Raw genomic sequence first — 15482 nt, 5'->3', positions numbered from 1 at the left:
AAATAGGGTCAGGAAATTCGATGCCATATATGAGAATGGTCAGAAACACAATGGAAAAATGAAAAGGGCTGTGGAGGGCATGTCTGCCCGGCTTATACAGACAAGACTTTTTTAAGATCTATGCCATATTTCTTCATGCGATTCCAAACTGTTACCCTATTGATACCAAGGAGTTGAGCCGCCTTAGTCTGATTGCCCCCTGTCTGCTGAAGAGCCTTGATCAACTGGTCTCTTTCACTGGAAAAAGGTATCTCTTCCATGATTTTCTCCTGCGTCGTTCCCACCCCGGTGCGGGGAGAATTTATTTTTCTGGGCAAATCTTCCAAATGAATGACAGTCCCGTCGGTTGTGACAAAGGCATATTCCATGGCATTTTTCAACTCCCGGACATTGCCTGGCCAGTTGCAATCCATGATGGTTTCCATGGCATCATGGCTCAAACCGGTTATGGATTTGCCGGTTGACCTGTTCAGTCTGCGAATAAAGGTGCTGATCAAAAGGGGGATATCCTGTTTTCTCCCCCGCAATGGGGGCAAATGTATGGGAATGACGTTGATCCTGAAAAACAGATCCTGGCGAAATTCTTTTTTTCGATCAAGTCTTCAAGATCCCGGTTTGTGGCGGTGATGATGCGTACGTCTACCTTCAACGGGGAGTTCGGGTTATATGAAGCGGGTACTCATCGGCGATAAGGTGGACATGACGGCGGATGTCATCAACCTGACCGAGCCCGTGGGCTCCATCCATGACCCCGGCTCCAAGATCACCCCCTTTAAGATCATGAAAGGTATCCAGCCCGTTGATGCAGAGCACCATCACATTATTGTGCCCCATCTGTTCCCCCGGGATAAAGAAGACAAAACTGCCTACTGGAAAAACCTTGATTGGGAAAAGGCCATCACAGACGGCATGGATGCGGTGGGTCTTGACTACAGCGGAGCCTTTAAATGGAAGGAAACCTGGATGTACTGGCGACTGGAACACGAAGTCATGCCATCCAACATGGCCCTTTCCTGTGTGCAGTGCCATGACAGTCTTAAACAGGAAGACAAGACCTGTAATCGCTGTCACCAGGACCATCGCGAAGTTGATTTTAAAAAAATTGCCCATAAAGGAACCGATTTTTCCTTTATGAAATCCCAGGGAAGGGATGTTGAGCATTTGATCAATAAAAGCGATTACATTAATTTTAAAGCCCTGGAATATGAGGGAGACCCCATTATTTATGGCGGACGGTTTAAGAAACTGCCCATGGGATACAAATAATTTAACGCTCCCATTCCAAGAATTGAGCAGGGGGACAGGCCTGTTCCATGGATGTCTGACATTGTTATCAGATGCCCATAACACGGGGCTGTCCCTGCTGCCTCAACAATTGAAAACAATTCATCTTTCCTTTGCATCATTCAAAAGATATGATATGTTCATTCTCATTATTTTTTCACATTGCCGTTGGGATATTAATGCAGCCTCCTGAGCCTGATTACATCCGTCAACACGGAAGCTTGCCTTAAAAAACGGGATCATCACGTGTTTAACTCTCCAGGACCTGGTCACAACATCGACCGCTCCCGGAAAAGGACCCATCAACAGACCGGGGTGACCAGGATCGGAACAACACCCTCAAAAAATGCAAAGGGACTTATTGAACATGGAAATCAGACATTACGAATTTGAGTATGGACAGTACGGAGATACCATTGGCGTCACCATTAATTTGAGGGGATATCATGTCCTGCGTTATAATTATATAAGTAAAGGCACTGCCTTTACCCTTGGAGAACGCGCCAAACTGAAGTTGAACGGGTATCTGCCGCCACGGGTAAAAACCCTGGCAGAACAAGTCCAGTCAAGCCTTAATATCATTGACAAAAAAGATTCCGATATTGAGAAATTCATTTACATCAGAAGTCTTTATGACAGAAACGTGGTGCTGGCACATGCCGTCATCGCAAGTGATGTGATCCGCTTTTTACCCATCATCTACACCCCCACCGTGGGTCTTGCCTGTCAGCTATATTCCACCATGTTCCGAAAAGCCAATGGGATACATCTCTATCCCGGCAATATTGATCAGGCAGAAGAGATCCTTCGCAATTACACGGCACAGGATATCCGTGTGGCTGTTATCACCGACAACCAGGGAATTCTGGGTATCGGCGATCAGGGTGCCGGCGGCATGCCCATCTGTCTTGGCAAACTCATGCTGTACACCCAGGGTGCTGGCATTGCACCCTGGCATTGTCTGCCCATCTCCCTTGATGTGGGAACAGACAACAAAGAACTGCTCGATGATCCTGATTATCTGGGATACCGAGAAAAAAGGCTCACCGGCGAGGCCTATGACCTCTTTATTGAAAAATTCGTCAAGGCGTTTAAACGCATCTTCCCCACGGCCCTGTGTCAGTGGGAGGATTTTTCAAAACAGACCGCCTTTGATGTCCGGGACAGATACATTAACAGCGTTATTTCTTTTAACGACGATATCCAGGGAACCGGCTCCGTTGCACTGGCCGGCATCCTTGCCGCCATGAGAGTTAAAAAAGAGAAAATGACCGATCAGGTCTATCTGGTCCACGGGGCTGGAGCCGGCGGCATCGGTATTGCGGAACAGATTCTCACGGAATTAACAGAACAGGGCATGGATGATGCCGCAGCCCGGGCACGGATTTTTACCCTGGATTCCAGGGGGGTTGTCACCTCCGACAGAGATCTTGAACCCTACAAGCTTAAATTTGCCCATGATCCCAAAACCCTTGGCTGGTTAAAGACCCCGACAGACAACACCCTTTTTAACGTGATTAAAAATGAAAAGGTCACCGTTCTCATCGGCACCTCAGGCCAGCCAGGATGCTTTACCAGAGAAGTTGTTGACGCGATGGGACAAAACACAGAAACCCCTGTCATTTTACCCCTGAGCAATCCCACCACAAAGGCTGAAGCACTTCCCGCAGACATCTATAAGTGGACCGACGGCAAAGCCCTTGTTGCCACAGGCTCTCCCTTTGATCCAGTGACCCACAACGGCAAAACCCGCCGCATCGGACAGATGAACAATGCCTTTGTGTTCCCCGGCGTGGGGCTTGGCATTCTGGCCTCCGGAGCCACCACCGTGCTGCCGGTATTCTTCTCTGCCGCGGCCCATGCCGTGGCAGAGTACATCACCGAAGAGGATATCAAGGACGGCATTCTGTGTCCGCCCCTGGATCAACTTAAAAAAGTGTCCCTTGAAGTGGCCCGGCGGGTGGGTGCTGAAGCCATTAAAGCCGGGGTCACAGATAAGGATTGCCCCTTTTCCAGTTTTAAACATAACAATGACCCGGAGCGACTTAATCTGCTCATTGACAAGATGCGCTGGAATCCTGAATATCTATAAACAAAATGTCGGGGCTGGTCATAGTCATAACATGGGCCCGACCCCGTTGACCCGCAAACTGTGACCGCTGCCCCATGTTGTGACCAATCCCAAAATCTCACATGGAACAAAAAGGACTGGTATGAGACCTTTAACGCTCTTCACAATTATGTTGCTGGCAGTAACCATTTTTTCTGGGTGTGGAATTCCTGACCTTCCCGGCCCCATCGGCATTCCAGGGCTTTAAACAGGGGGACGCAAAAAAAGACTTGACCCGCCGGAAAGAATCATTTATACAGGAGTTCAGCTGAACGGGCGATTAACTCAGCGGGAGAGTGCTACCTTCACACGGTAGAAGTCACTGGTTCAATCCCAGTATCGCCCACCATATAAAATCAAGCACTTACGGGATTCTCTGTAAGTGCTTTTTTTATTTTTTGTACCAATTTTGTACCAAACAATACCAGATAGAGTAAAACCCTGTGATATTCAGTAAGCCTTTAAATAATGGTTCTGTAAGCGTTTTTGTTGATTTGCCATATGCTCCATTGTCAAATGAGTATACCGATCAGTCATGCGAATATCACTGTGACCAACCATATCTTTCACATCTTTTAATCCGGCACCAGCCATTATAAGATTTGAACAAAACGTGTGGCGAAGATCATGGAAGTGGAAATTCTCAATTCCTGCTTCCTTTAATGCTGCCACCCATGCCCGACTAAAATTTTTGAGTTGTTCACCAGTGTTGATCCTACAAAAGACATGATCAAATTTGACACCAACTATCCGTTTACGTTTTCGCATGTAAATAATATGGTCTCTCCACTCAAGTAATCGGGCCTTGCCATCCATAACAAAGGCCACTTCCGAATTTGTTGTTCCACAATCATATTTTCCATGTCCAGACATATTGTTTCAAACATTTTCTGGAACGCCTTCGGCTCTAATCTCTTAATGTCTTTTGACATCTCTGAAAAAAGTTTTTTCACAAGGGGATCTTTAAACTCTTTGCTATCTGGAATAATATCCTCAAACAGAGCAAATGGGTTTATCCCCTCATCAAAATCAAAGTCATCCTCATAATCTTCGTAGTCGTCCAAGTCATCATCACCTAACATGTTGCCCATGAAAAGATCTTCCAGAAATTCAAAATCAAGTGTCTGAAGTGCATGGCGATAGGGTCCATCAACACGAAGGGAAAGGCGTTTACCGGCATCCCTTTTTTTTTCTTCGATTTCAGGATCTAAATCCTCTAATAAATCCATGAATTCATCTATGTCCCAGTCATTGTCCTGAATGCCGTTGATGACAAGCGAATAAAATCGGGCAAATCACTTTCCTTGTGGATTTAAAAAGACCTTACATCATTGCGGCTTTGATTCCATCAGCACGGCAGTTGTGACCAAGCCCTGAATTTTTTGTTTTCATACAACCCCACTCATTAATGACACGGCATCAAATGCGCTAAAGATCAAGTCTGCATATTCAATTTCAATTATTTTTCAAATGTGTTAAAAACTTGGGGTAAAGATTTCTGGCAGACGTGGGGTCTGTCAGGGAGAGCCAGGAGAAAAAGGGCGTGATCAGAACATCTATCACATACGGGAAGCGCATTCCCATATTCCCCATCGAAGGTTTCCTTAGCGATGGAGTGGTGATCGAATTTTTACCCAGGCCCAGATAAAAAAACATGGATCATCCAGTGGAAGGAATTAATTATTGCTGTGGAACCCACCCAGGCTGTTGAAATACAAAACATGTCCTTTGCCTACCAGAAAAGGAATGTGTTAAAAGATGTCAATCTCACCGTTCCCCGGGGGGATTTTGCCACCATTGTCGGTCCCAACGGCGGGGGTAAAACCACCCTTTTAAAATTACTGTTAGGATTGTTAAAACCCAGTACCGGTAACATACAGATTTTTGGCACCACGCCTACCAAAAGCCGGATTAAAATCGGATATATGCCCCAGTATTCCCATCTGGACATGCAGTTCCCCGTCACGGTGATGGATGTGGCTCTCATGGGACGGCTGGGAAAAGGCGGGTGGGACCGTTATTCGGCAAAGGACACCGCATGTGCCGCAACGGCCCTTGAAGAAGTAAAAATGGATGCCTTTAAAGACAGCCACTTCAATGCCCTGTCCGGGGGCCAGAAGCAGCGGGTATTGATTGCCCGGGCTCTTTGCAGTGAGCCTGAACTTCTCCTGCTGGATGAGCCCACCTCCAACATCGACCAGGAATCAGAACAGGATCTGTTTAAAATACTGAGCCGCCTGAACCAGCGCATGACCATCCTTCTGGTATCCCATGATCTGGGATTCACTTCCCAGGTGGTTAAAAGCGTTATCTGCGTCAACCGTCAGGTGGTCATCCATCCCACCACCACCATGGACGGCACCATGATCAAAGATATTTACGGCGGAGATTTCAAGATGATACGCCACGACCACCGCTGCTGTGAAATGGGACATATACATGATTGATTTTATTCATATTCTGACCCAACCAGACTTTCAATTCCTGAGAAATGCCCTCATGGTAGGACTCTTGGCCAGTATTTCCTTTGGCATCATCGGTACCTACGTGGTAACCCGACGCATCAGCTACCTTGCCGGTGCCATATCCCATTCTGCCTTCGGTGGTATCGGTGCGGCGCTTTACCTCAACCGCACCTTTGGTTTATCCTGGCTTTCCCCCATGATGGGTGCTGTGGCATCTGCCCTGGCCGCCGCCATCATCACAGGCCTTGTATCCCTTTATGCCAAAGAAAGGGAAGACACCGTCATCGGTGCCATCTGGTCCGTGGGAATGGCAGCAGGACTTATTTTCATTGATCTCACCCCCGGTTATTTTGAGATTTCAAGTTTTCTGTTCGGTGATATCCTGCTCATTTCCACCAGTGACATCACCCTGGTGATGGCACTGGATGTCTTTATTATAATGGCCGTACTTCTTTTTTATAACCGGCTGCTTGCCGTGTGTTTTGATGATGAATTTGCTACCCTAAGGGGGGTCAATGCCCATGGATACTATATTTTTCTATTATGCCTCACTGCTCTGACCATTGTCTTACTGGTGAGAATTGTGGGTATTGTCATGGTGATTGCGCTTTTGACCCTGCCGGCAGCTGTGGCCGGAAAATTCACCACCCGCATGGGGCAGATGATGCTCTTATCTATTTTTTTCTGCATGGCTTTTAACACCGCAGGTCTTGCCTTCAGTTTTTATAAGGGATTATCCTCCGGCCCTTCCATTATTCTCATTGCCGGGCTGACCTATCTCATGGTCCTCTCCCTGCAAAAGATAAAAGCCATCATTAAAAACCAACGGAGGTGATCTGGAGGGGCTTGGTCTGGATTATGGGTTCTTTGTTGAAATTTACTTTAATGCACAGGCTTTTGTAAAAAAACGGAGACTTTTAAAAAATTCACAATCCAATGAAACAAGCCTGGGCCCATTGCACCGGTATTTATAACGGAGGGCCAAAGCTGTGACCCAGCTCAAACAAGGTCTAGAAACTTAATCATCGAGTTAAAGGAGACAGGTATGGGCGGCCAATGTATTGCCGGTTTAGTTTTATTTGTGGTTCTGTCCTGGGCGGTAAGCGAAAACCGCGCTACAGTAAAGGCAAAAACCATCTTCACCGGACTTCTTGCCCAGATACTGCTGGCAGTTATCCTGCTTAAACTACCCTTTTTCAGACATATATTCATGGCCCTGAACGGTGCGGTGATGGGTCTGGTCCAGGCATGCCGGGCCGGCACCTCCATGGTATTCGGGTATCTTGGGGGCGCCCCCCTGCCCTTTCCCGAATCCTTCCCGGGTGCTTCCTATATTCTGGCATTCCAGGCCCTGCCCCTTCTGATCCTCATGAGTGCCATCTCTTCTCTGCTCTTTTACTGGAAAATCCTGCCAGCCCTGGTCAAAGTATTTTCATGGGCATTAAAGAAAAGCTTTGGCCTAGGGGGCGCAGAAGGGGTGGGGGTAAGTGCCAATATTTTTGTGGGCATGGTGGAATCGCCCCTGTTTATCCGTCCTTATTTTCCGGACCTGACCAGAAGTGAACTCTTTTCGCTCATGACCACGGGCATGGCCACCATTGCCGGAACGGTGATGGTACTCTATGCCACTCTTTTAAAAGACACCATCCCCGATGTACTGGGTCATCTTCTGGTGGCCTCCATCATCAGCGCACCAGCAGCCATCACTGTTGCAAAAATCATGACCCCGGAAACCCGACCCGTCACCTCCGGGGATGCCACTCCGCCGGAAACCGCATCCAGTTCCATGGACGCCATCACCCAGGGCACCATGCAGGGAGTCACGCTTTTCATCAACATTGTTGCCATGCTGGTGGTACTGGTGGCCCTTGTTCACATTGTGGATCTGTTTCTGGGTCTGCTGCCCCATTTCCAGGGAGATGCCCTTACCCTGAAACGGTTGCTGGGATGGATCATGGCCCCGGTGGCCTGGCTCATGGGAATTCCCTGGCAGGAGGCCCACACCGCAGGTGCATTGATGGGGACCAAAACCATTTTAAATGAATTTTTGGCCTATATGGAGCTTGGCAACCTTCCCAAAGAGGCCTTGAGTCAAAACAGCCGCCTGATTCTCACCTATGCCATGTGCGGATTTGCCAACCCAGGCAGCCTTGGTATCATGATCGGGGGCATGGGTACCATGGCCCCTGACCGCAGAAGCGAAATTGCATCACTGGGATTGCGCGCCATCCTGGCTGGCACCATTGCCACCTGCATGACCGGTGCGGTGGTGGGCTTGATAACCGCCTTAACCCATTAACCCATTAACCCAAAGGAGATAAAAAAAATGGGATGCACTATAGACAAAGAAACCATAGAAAAAACCATTGCCTTCCACGGGCATACCTGCCCGGGACTGGCCATTGGCATCCGCCTTTCCGAACTTGCCATCCAGAGGCTTGAAATCCATAAAGCAAAAAAACCGGTGTGCGTGGCAGAAACAGATATGTGCGCCCTGGATGCCGTGCAATTTCTGACGGGATGCAGCTTTGGCAAGGGTAACCTCGTACACAAAGATTATGGAAAATCGGGATTTACTTTTTTTGACAGGGATGCAGCAAAAGGCTTCCGGGCACTTTTCCAGGAAAACTTCAGAAACAATGATCCCGACAGGGCAACCCTTGGCAAACTCATGGGAAAGATAACGGCGGGAACTGCCACTCCGGCGGAGCAGGAGCAGTGTAAAGCACTGCGGGAATCGGCCATAACCCGCATCATGGATGCCGATCTGGAGGAACTGTTCAGCGTACAAGAGGTCTCCACCCCGCCGGTGCGACCGGCCCAGATCCTTGAAAGCATTAAATGTGATGTCTGCGGTGAGGCCACCATGGAATCCAGGATAAGACGATATGGGGGACAGTATATGTGTATCCCCTGCTTCATGCAGCACGAACAGAAAATATAAACGACCTAGGCAATGGTTCTGTTCCGGCAAACACCTGCGGAACAGACCAGAGTGGAACTGCTGCCGTTTGCAGAATTTAATCATGGGGCCGCACCAAGCACCAAGCACCAAGCACCAAGCACCAAGCACCAAGCACCAAGCACCAAGCACCAAGCACCAAGCACCAAGCACCAAGCACCAAGCACCGAAAAAACCACAAAAAAAAGGGAATACCAACGCTTTTACGTTGAAATTCCCTTTTTTTTGACCTTTTTAATGGCGGGAGCGACCGGACTCGAACCGGCGACCTCCTGCGTGACAGGCAGGCGTTCTAACCAAACTGAACTACGCCCCCGCAAAGACCATTTTTTGAGGTGGTGGGCGAAACAGGGCTCGAACCTGTGACTTCAACCTTGTAAGGGTTGCACTCTACCAACTGAGTTATTCGCCCCCTCAAAAACGAGACAATATATATAGTTAATCACTCCCGGTGTCAAGCAAAAAAAAACAGCCTCTTTATTTTTTATTCACCAGGGCCAGAGCCAGCACCTCGTCCATCTCCTCCACCAGCACAATGTCCAGCTGCTTTCGGATGGAAGCGGGCAGTTCTGTAATGTCCTTCTCATTTTCCCGGGAAATAATCACCCGTTTGATGCCGCTGGCATGGGCAGCCAGCAGTTTTTCTTTAAGGCCTCCAATGGGCAGCACCCGTCCCCTCAGGGTAATCTCTCCGGTCATGGCTGTTTTCCTATCCACAGCCTTTCCAGACAGTACGGACACCACCGCCGTGCATATGGCAATACCAGCAGACGGGCCGTCTTTTGGGATGGCACCTTCGGGCACATGGATATGGATATCCAGTTCTTTATAAAAGTTTTCGGGGATATCCAGGGACTGGCTTCTGGATCTGACATAACTCACCGCCGCAGATGCAGACTCCTGCATCACTTCTCCGAGCTTTCCTGTGACCTTTACATTGCCCTTGCCCGGCATGGTAACAGTTTCTATGGTTAAAAGCTGCCCCCCGGCCTGGGTCCAGGCAAGTCCGGTGACAATACCGATGCCATCCTTTTTTTCAAGGACCCCGTTTCTGAAACGGGGCTGTCCCAGATGCTTTGCAACTGTTCTGGCAGTTATCTTTTTCAGTTTATCATCACCTGTTTGGACAATGTGCCGGGCAAGCTTTCTAAGCACCGATGATATTTCCCGCTCAAGGTTTCGCACCCCGGCTTCCCGTGTGTATTCCTTGATTATGGACAAAACGGCCTTGGAAGAAAAAACCGCACGCTTCTCATCCAGGCCGTTGAGTTCCAGCTGCTTGGGAATGAGAAAGCCATGGGCAATCTTTTCTTTTTCGTACTCGGTGTATCCGGAGATACGGATCACCTCCATGCGATCCTGCAAAGGTGCAGGGATGTCATGGAGGGTATTGGCCGTTGTGATAAACAAAATATCAGACAGATCATAGTCCACATCCAGATAATGATCATTAAAGGTCTGATTCTGTTCCGGGTCCAGCACCTCCAGAAGGGCAGAAGACGGATCTCCCCTGAAATCGGTGCTCATCTTGTCCACTTCATCCAGGCAGAACACCGGATTACTGTAACCGGTTTTCTTCAAGGTCTGGATGATCTTGCCGGGCATGGCACCGATATAGGTACGCCGGTGCCCCCGGATCTCCGCTTCATCCCGCACCCCGCCAAGGGAAATCCGGGCAAAGGAACGTCCCATGGCCCGGGCCACGGAGCGGGCAAGGGATGTTTTTCCCACCCCCGGGGGGCCCACCAGGCACAGAATGGGGCCCCGAATTTTTTTTACCAGCACCTGGACGGCCAGAAACTCAAGAATCCGTTCCTTGGGTTTTTCAAGGCCATAGTGATCTTGATCCAGGATGGTTTCCGCCAGGGCAATATCGGTTTTTACCCGACTTTTCCGATACCAGGGCAAAGACAGAATCCACTCAATATAATTTCTCACCACGGTCGCCTCGGAGGACATGGGAGACATCATCTTGAGTTTTTCAAACTCCCGTCTCACCACGGCTGCAGCCTCTTTGGGCAAGCGCTTTTTCTTGATATCCCGCTCAAGATCCTGGTATTCCTGCTGGGCAGATCCCTCATCCCCCATTTCTTTCTGGATGGCCCGCATCTGCTCATTGAGATAGTGTTTTTTCTGGAGCGCTTCCATCTGCTCCTTGACCCGGCCCTTGATTTTCTCGGACATGGCCACCACTTCACTTTCCTCTTCAATGAGTTTCAGGAGCAGAACAAACCGGTCCTCAAGCCTGGAGGTTTCCAGAAGCATCTGTTTATCCGCAACCTTCAGGGGAATCTGGGTGGCCATGGTGTCCACCAATGTCCCGGGGTCCTTGGAGATCTCGGTGAGGCTCTGGAGAAAGCTTTTACCGATGGTTCCTGAAAGCCGGGCATATTTTTCAAATGCCTCCACCAGGGTACGCACCGATGCCTTGGTAAGGGACGCAGGCATGGGCTCATCTGCCAGAGGTAGAAACTCAGCAGATACATACCCGTCCATATTCCGCAACCGAGTAATTTTTCCCCGGCTCTGCCCTTCCACAAGCACCTTCACCGTACCATCGGGAAGGCGAAGCAATTGATTGATCTTTGCCTGGGTTCCCACAGAATAAATATCATTCATTTTGGGCTTCAGGGTTTCAGGGGCCTGCTGGGTAACCAGGAATATCATTTTATCCCTGGCCATGGCTTCGGACAGCGCCTTGATGGAGGATTCCCTTCCCACAAATATAGGGGAAATCATATGGGGAAACACAACCATATCCCGCAAAGGCACCATGGGTAATTCAGTGGGAGCGGCCTCGGACCCGTCGGGATTAAACAATTTGGTGATATTGATCATTGTTATTTCTATTCCCTGTGGTGTTATTAGGCTTTTTTCTGATTCTGCTCAAACAGGAGGATGGGTTTTTCTTTTTTCAACACCACTTCTTCCCCCACAATACACTCTTTTACGTCCTTCATGGAGGGCAGTTCATACATGATATCAAGCATGGTTTCTTCCATGATGGCTCTAAGCCCACGGGCACCGGCCTTGCGACCCACGGCTTCTTTTGCCATGGCCACAAGGGCCTCATCGGTGAATTTAAGATCAACCCCTTCAAATTCCATCAATCTCTTGTATTGTTTTACCAGGGCATTTTTGGGTTCTTGTAAAATCTTGATCAGGGAAGACTCATTGAGCTCACCAAGGGAGGTAACAATGGGAAGTCGCCCCAGAAATTCCGGAATCAACCCGAATTTAATGAGATCTTCGGGTTTGAGCTGCTCCAGAAGTTCTCCAATGGGCCGCTCCTTCTTGTAGGTCATTTCAGCACCAAAACCCATGGATTTTGTGCTGATGCGTCGCTGTACCACCTTTTCAAGACCAGTGAAAGTTCCCCCGCATATGAACAGAATATTGGAGGTATCCACCTTTACAAAATCCTGCTGGGGATGTTTTCTTCCTCCCTTGGGAGGAATGCTTGCCGTGGTCCCTTCAATGATCTTCAACAGGGCCTGCTGCACGCCTTCACCGGACACATCCCGGGTGATGGATGGATTATCTCCCCGCTGGGAAATCTTGTCCACTTCATCAATGTAAATGATGCCCCTCTGGGCCTTTTCAATGTCATAATCGGCGTTCTGCACCAGGGCAAGAACGATGTTTTCCACATCCTCCCCCACATAACCTGCCTCGGTGAGGGCTGTGGCATCGGCCAGGGCAAAGGGAACATCCAGAAAACGGGCCAGGGTCTGGGCCAACAAAGTTTTACCGCAACCTGTGGGTCCGATGAGCAGAATATTGCTTTTCTGAATCTCCACATCATCACGCTGGTTATCTGCATCAAGGCGCTTGTAATGGTTATAAACCGCCACGGAAAGCACCTTTTTGGCCTGGTCCTGCTCAATCACATAAGTGTCAAGCAGGTCCTTGATTTCCCGGGGAGGCAGCCGTTTTGATGCGGCTTTCTGCTTCCCGGTGGTATCTTCTTCCCTGCCGTCATCCTCAATGATCTCACCGCAGAGCCCCACGCACTCATCGCAGATGTAAACACCTGGACCTGCAATAAGCTTTTTCACATCTTTTTGATGTTTTCCACAGAATGAACAATGCAGCTTATCATTTTTATCTTCTTTTTTGGCCATATTACTTCTCCTTTGGCGCGTCTTCCTTTTCCACATCCGAGCGGTTTACCACCACATGGTCCACAAGGCCATAGGCCTTTGCTTCCTCACCGGACATGAAAAAATCGCGATCCGTATCCACAGCAACTTTTTCAATGGACTGGCCGGTGTGTCTGGCCAAAATATTATTGAGTGAATCCTTCATGCGAAGGATCTCGTTGGCCTGGATTTGAATATCAGACGCCTGCCCCTGGGCGCCGCCCAGGGGCTGATGGATCATAATTCTTGAATTGGGAAGAGAATATCGTTTACCATCGGCTCCGGCAGCAAGGAGAAGTGCTCCCATGCTGGCAGCCTGACCAATACATACGGTTACCACATCGGGCTTAATATACTGCATGGTATCATATACGGCCATACCGGCAGTGACAACGCCACCCGGGGAATTGACATAGAAGTTGATATCCTTTTCAGGATCTTCTGATTCCAGAAACAGAAGCTGGGCCACAATAAGATTGGCAATCTCATCATTAATGGCGGACCCAAGAAAAATAATCCGGTCTTTCAGAAGCCTTGAGTAGATATCATAGGCACGCTCTCCCCTGTTACTCTGTTCAACTACCATTGGAACTAAAGGCACTTTTCTCTCCTTGTATCTTTACTGATTGGCATCATGGAAACATCAAACACAAACATTATGCCGTGGTATCAGGTGCCGGGGTTTCCGCCACGGGTTCTGTTGTTTCAACGGGGGCATCGACCGGGGTGTCGGCATTGGCGTTGGCTGCTTCGGCAGCTTTTGCCACTTCTGCATCCTTAGCCGCCTGGGCTTCTTCCGGTGTCACCTCTGTGATGTTTCCACTTTGTATAATAATGTCAGCTGCCTTTTTTTCAAGCTGGTTATGTTTAAAATACGTCAGTTGACGATCATCCATCTTGAAGAAATTTTTCACAGCATCCACGGAAGCGTTCATGCCAAGGGCCATTTCTTCAAAGCCCTTTTCCAGCTCTTCATCTGTCAGTTCCAGACTTTCCTGCTCAATGATTTTAGCAAGCAAAACATGTCTTCTAGCCTGTTTTTCCGCAACATGACGATACTGACTCTTCAAAAAATCCTTGCCAAGCCCAACGGCATCCAGATCCACATTGTTCTGGGCATAGGCCTGCTCGGCTTCAGCCACAATGCCGTCAAGTTCAGCATCCACCATGACATCGGGGACCTCAAAATGATTTTTTTCAAGAAGCGCGGAAAACACCTGTTCGGAAAGCTCATGCTTGATGCGCTGGGCATAGCCTTTTTCCAGATTATCACGAATGGCTGCCTTGACGGCATCCAGATCTTTGTAATCTCCAAGCTTTGCTGCCAGAGAATCATCTTCGGGGGGCAGTTCTTCCTTCTGAATCTCCTTGAGTTCAACCTTGTAAGTGATGGTTTTACCGGCAAGCTCTTTATCCTTGGCATCTTCACCATAAACGGCTTCAATCTCAAGCTTCTGTCCGGGGAAGGCACCTGTGAGTTTTTCAGAAAAGGCTTCGTGAATCACGTTTCCACCGATGGCCATGACATAATTTTCTACCAGAGGCGTTTTGTCAAAGGGCTGTCCATCCACAAATCCCTGGTAATCAATGAGCACAAAGTCATCTGCGGCCACTGCGCGTTCTTCTGTAACGGTCTCTTTTGTGGCCATGGTTTTACGGATCATCTGAATCTGGGCATCAATCTCATCCTCGGAGACTTCATACATGGTCTTTTTGAGCTCAAGACCCTTGAAATCAACATCGGCAAGTTCAGGGTTTACTTCCACAGTCATATCAAAAACATAGGGCTTACCCGGTACCAGTTCCGGGGGATCCAGCTGGGGACCACCGGCCAGATTAAGGTTGTGCTCTTCCACAATTTCGGCAAAGGCATTCTGAATCAAGCGGGGGGTGACATCGGCATGAACATCTTTGGAAAATTTAGCCTCCAGAACCTTGCGGGGCGCTTTTCCCTTTCTAAATCCCTTGATATCCGCCGTTTTTTTTAATTCTTTGTAGGCATCATTGAGTTCCTTTGATACCTGCTCCTCAGAAATTTCAACGTGAATCACTTTCTTGACTGTACTTTTATCTTCAATACTTACTTGCATTTGTTTCCTTCCTGTAACCCAAAAGATTTGAAGCCCGGATTGCTTTAAATCCGCACGCTTATCAATCTTCATGAATAAATTTTCACTGTTTTTTCAAGGCATTTCCATGGGAGGACCTACCCGTTGGAGCTGGAAATGCAAAGAATCTTCATACGCCAAATAAAATGTAATAAGTTAATCTTTAAATGTGGTGGTGTCAAGATAATTGCGCCAAGGTTTTTTTTCCAGAAATTTAATTTTAGCCTTGCATAAACTTAAAGACAGTGGTAGTTTACCGTTCTGTATTTGGCGGGGCGTAGCGCAGCCTGGTAGCGCGCCTGCTTTGGGAGCAGGATGTCGGAGGTTCGAATCCTCTCGCCCCGACCATATTCAGTTACCTAGAATGTTAAAAGGGTTACGACAGATGTCGTAACCCTTTTTTGTTTGAGT

The 15482-nt window shown here is 48.5% G+C and carries 13 protein-coding genes, 4 tRNA genes and 1 pseudogene; 8 read left to right on the top strand and 10 right to left on the bottom strand.

Translation table 11 applies throughout. The features are described 5' to 3' along the window. Nucleotides 1-92 precede the first annotated feature (92 nt). Nucleotides 93-497: an AAA-type ATPase lid domain-containing protein gene (locus ACYQ2M_RS19650; protein WP_459918080.1), complete on the bottom strand. Its 405-nt coding sequence runs from the start codon at nucleotides 495-497 to the stop codon at nucleotides 93-95. After that, nucleotides 494-649 (bottom strand): sigma 54-interacting transcriptional regulator, encoded by a 156-nt coding sequence (locus ACYQ2M_RS19645; protein WP_459918079.1) that lies wholly within the window; start codon nucleotides 647-649, stop codon nucleotides 494-496. The genes ACYQ2M_RS19650 and ACYQ2M_RS19645 overlap by 4 nt, the downstream gene beginning before the upstream one ends. A gap of 8 nt (nucleotides 650-657) precedes the next feature. On the opposite strand from ACYQ2M_RS19645, the pseudogene ACYQ2M_RS19640 reads away from it, so the two are divergent. The 3 genes and pseudogenes from ACYQ2M_RS19640 to ACYQ2M_RS19630 all read left to right on the top strand — a co-directional run. Then, nucleotides 658-1266, top strand: a pseudogene (locus tag ACYQ2M_RS19640) (tetrathionate reductase family octaheme c-type cytochrome); the annotation flags it as partial. Nucleotides 1267-1651: 385 nt separating this feature from the next. Continuing rightward, nucleotides 1652-3376 carry an NAD-dependent malic enzyme gene (locus ACYQ2M_RS19635; RefSeq protein ID WP_459918078.1) on the top strand — a complete coding sequence of 575 codons (1725 nt, stop codon included), beginning with the start codon at nucleotides 1652-1654 and terminating at the stop codon, nucleotides 3374-3376. 292 nt (nucleotides 3377-3668) lie between these two features. Continuing rightward, a tRNA-Val gene (locus tag ACYQ2M_RS19630) sits at nucleotides 3669-3743 on the top strand. A 101-nt stretch (nucleotides 3744-3844) separates the two neighbouring features. Here the strand turns inward: ACYQ2M_RS19630 and ACYQ2M_RS19625 are convergent. Together ACYQ2M_RS19625 and ACYQ2M_RS19620 are read right to left on the bottom strand one after the other, a co-directional pair. Next, on the bottom strand, nucleotides 3845-4162 hold the full coding sequence (locus tag ACYQ2M_RS19625) for a site-specific integrase (protein WP_459918077.1): 318 nt from the start codon (nucleotides 4160-4162) through the stop codon (nucleotides 3845-3847). Further along, complete coding sequence (locus tag ACYQ2M_RS19620; protein ID WP_459918076.1) at nucleotides 4141-4623, bottom strand: hypothetical protein; 483 nt, start codon at nucleotides 4621-4623, stop codon at nucleotides 4141-4143. Before ACYQ2M_RS19620 ends, ACYQ2M_RS19625 begins: the two co-directional genes overlap by 22 nt. 459 nt (nucleotides 4624-5082) lie before the next feature. Between ACYQ2M_RS19620 and ACYQ2M_RS19615 the strand changes: the two genes are divergently transcribed. The 4 genes from ACYQ2M_RS19615 to ACYQ2M_RS19600 all read left to right on the top strand — a co-directional run bounded on the left by ACYQ2M_RS19615 (nucleotide 5083) and on the right by ACYQ2M_RS19600 (nucleotide 8803). Continuing rightward, entirely contained in the window at nucleotides 5083-5841 is a 759-nt protein-coding gene (locus ACYQ2M_RS19615) for a metal ABC transporter ATP-binding protein (RefSeq protein ID WP_459918075.1), read from the top strand. Beyond that, the gene (locus tag ACYQ2M_RS19610) at nucleotides 5834-6694 is read left to right on the top strand and encodes a metal ABC transporter permease (RefSeq protein WP_459918074.1); all 861 of its coding nucleotides are present in this window, start codon (nucleotides 5834-5836) and stop codon (nucleotides 6692-6694) included. Before ACYQ2M_RS19615 ends, ACYQ2M_RS19610 begins: the two co-directional genes overlap by 8 nt. A 210-nt stretch (nucleotides 6695-6904) precedes the next feature. Then, on the top strand, nucleotides 6905-8158 hold the full coding sequence (locus ACYQ2M_RS19605; protein ID WP_459918073.1) for a NupC/NupG family nucleoside CNT transporter: 1254 nt from the start codon (nucleotides 6905-6907) through the stop codon (nucleotides 8156-8158). Between the two features lie 27 nt (nucleotides 8159-8185). Further along, nucleotides 8186-8803 carry an FmdE family protein gene (locus ACYQ2M_RS19600; RefSeq protein ID WP_459918072.1) on the top strand — a complete coding sequence of 206 codons (618 nt, stop codon included), beginning with the start codon at nucleotides 8186-8188 and terminating at the stop codon, nucleotides 8801-8803. Between the two features lie 256 nt (nucleotides 8804-9059). On the opposite strand, the gene ACYQ2M_RS19595 is transcribed toward ACYQ2M_RS19600, so the two are convergent. The 6 genes from ACYQ2M_RS19595 to tig form a co-directional block, all read right to left on the bottom strand. Next, nucleotides 9060-9137 (bottom strand) — tRNA-Asp (locus ACYQ2M_RS19595). A 20-nt stretch (nucleotides 9138-9157) separates the two neighbouring features. Further along, nucleotides 9158-9233: transfer RNA gene (locus ACYQ2M_RS19590), tRNA-Val, on the bottom strand. A 65-nt stretch (nucleotides 9234-9298) separates the two neighbouring features. Next, nucleotides 9299-11659: an endopeptidase La gene (gene lon, locus ACYQ2M_RS19585; RefSeq protein ID WP_459918071.1), complete on the bottom strand. Its 2361-nt coding sequence runs from the start codon at nucleotides 11657-11659 to the stop codon at nucleotides 9299-9301. Nucleotides 11660-11685: 26 nt separating this feature from the next. Beyond that, a complete protein-coding gene (gene clpX / locus ACYQ2M_RS19580; RefSeq protein ID WP_459918070.1) occupies nucleotides 11686-12945 on the bottom strand; it encodes an ATP-dependent Clp protease ATP-binding subunit ClpX in 1260 nt (419 codons plus the stop codon). A 1-nt stretch (nucleotide 12946) separates the two neighbouring features. After that, nucleotides 12947-13564, bottom strand: a complete 618-nt coding sequence (gene clpP / locus ACYQ2M_RS19575) for an ATP-dependent Clp endopeptidase proteolytic subunit ClpP (protein ID WP_459918069.1) — start codon at nucleotides 13562-13564, stop codon at nucleotides 12947-12949. Between the two features lie 55 nt (nucleotides 13565-13619). Next, complete coding sequence (tig, locus tag ACYQ2M_RS19570; RefSeq protein ID WP_459918068.1) at nucleotides 13620-15053, bottom strand: trigger factor; 1434 nt, start codon at nucleotides 15051-15053, stop codon at nucleotides 13620-13622. A gap of 289 nt (nucleotides 15054-15342) precedes the next feature. On the opposite strand from tig, the gene ACYQ2M_RS19565 reads away from it, so the two are divergent. Further along, nucleotides 15343-15419, top strand: a tRNA-Pro gene (locus ACYQ2M_RS19565). Nucleotides 15420-15482 lie beyond the last annotated feature (63 nt).

This window comes from Desulfocicer niacini, from assembly GCF_054657595.1.
Note: the sequence above shows the minus strand (reverse complement) of the source record. Positions and strands in the feature narration are given on the sequence as shown.

Bases quoted from the DNA above. Each gene is read 5' to 3' on its own strand.
- ACYQ2M_RS19635 (WP_459918078.1), top strand. From the start codon at position 1,652: ATGGAAATCAGACATTACGAATTTGAGTATGGACAGTACGGAGATACC.
- clpX (WP_459918070.1), bottom strand. From the start codon at position 12,945: ATGGCCAAAAAAGAAGATAAAAATGATAAGCTGCATTGTTCATTCTGT.
- tig (WP_459918068.1), bottom strand. From the start codon at position 15,053: ATGCAAGTAAGTATTGAAGATAAAAGTACAGTCAAGAAAGTGATTCAC.
- lon (WP_459918071.1), bottom strand. From the start codon at position 11,659: ATGATCAATATCACCAAATTGTTTAATCCCGACGGGTCCGAGGCCGCT.
- ACYQ2M_RS19610 (WP_459918074.1), top strand. From the start codon at position 5,834: ATGATTGATTTTATTCATATTCTGACCCAACCAGACTTTCAATTCCTG.
- ACYQ2M_RS19625 (WP_459918077.1), bottom strand. From the start codon at position 4,162: ATGCGAAAACGTAAACGGATAGTTGGTGTCAAATTTGATCATGTCTTT.
- ACYQ2M_RS19620 (WP_459918076.1), bottom strand. From the start codon at position 4,623: ATGGATTTATTAGAGGATTTAGATCCTGAAATCGAAGAAAAAAAAAGG.
- ACYQ2M_RS19605 (WP_459918073.1), top strand. From the start codon at position 6,905: ATGGGCGGCCAATGTATTGCCGGTTTAGTTTTATTTGTGGTTCTGTCC.
- ACYQ2M_RS19600 (WP_459918072.1), top strand. From the start codon at position 8,186: ATGGGATGCACTATAGACAAAGAAACCATAGAAAAAACCATTGCCTTC.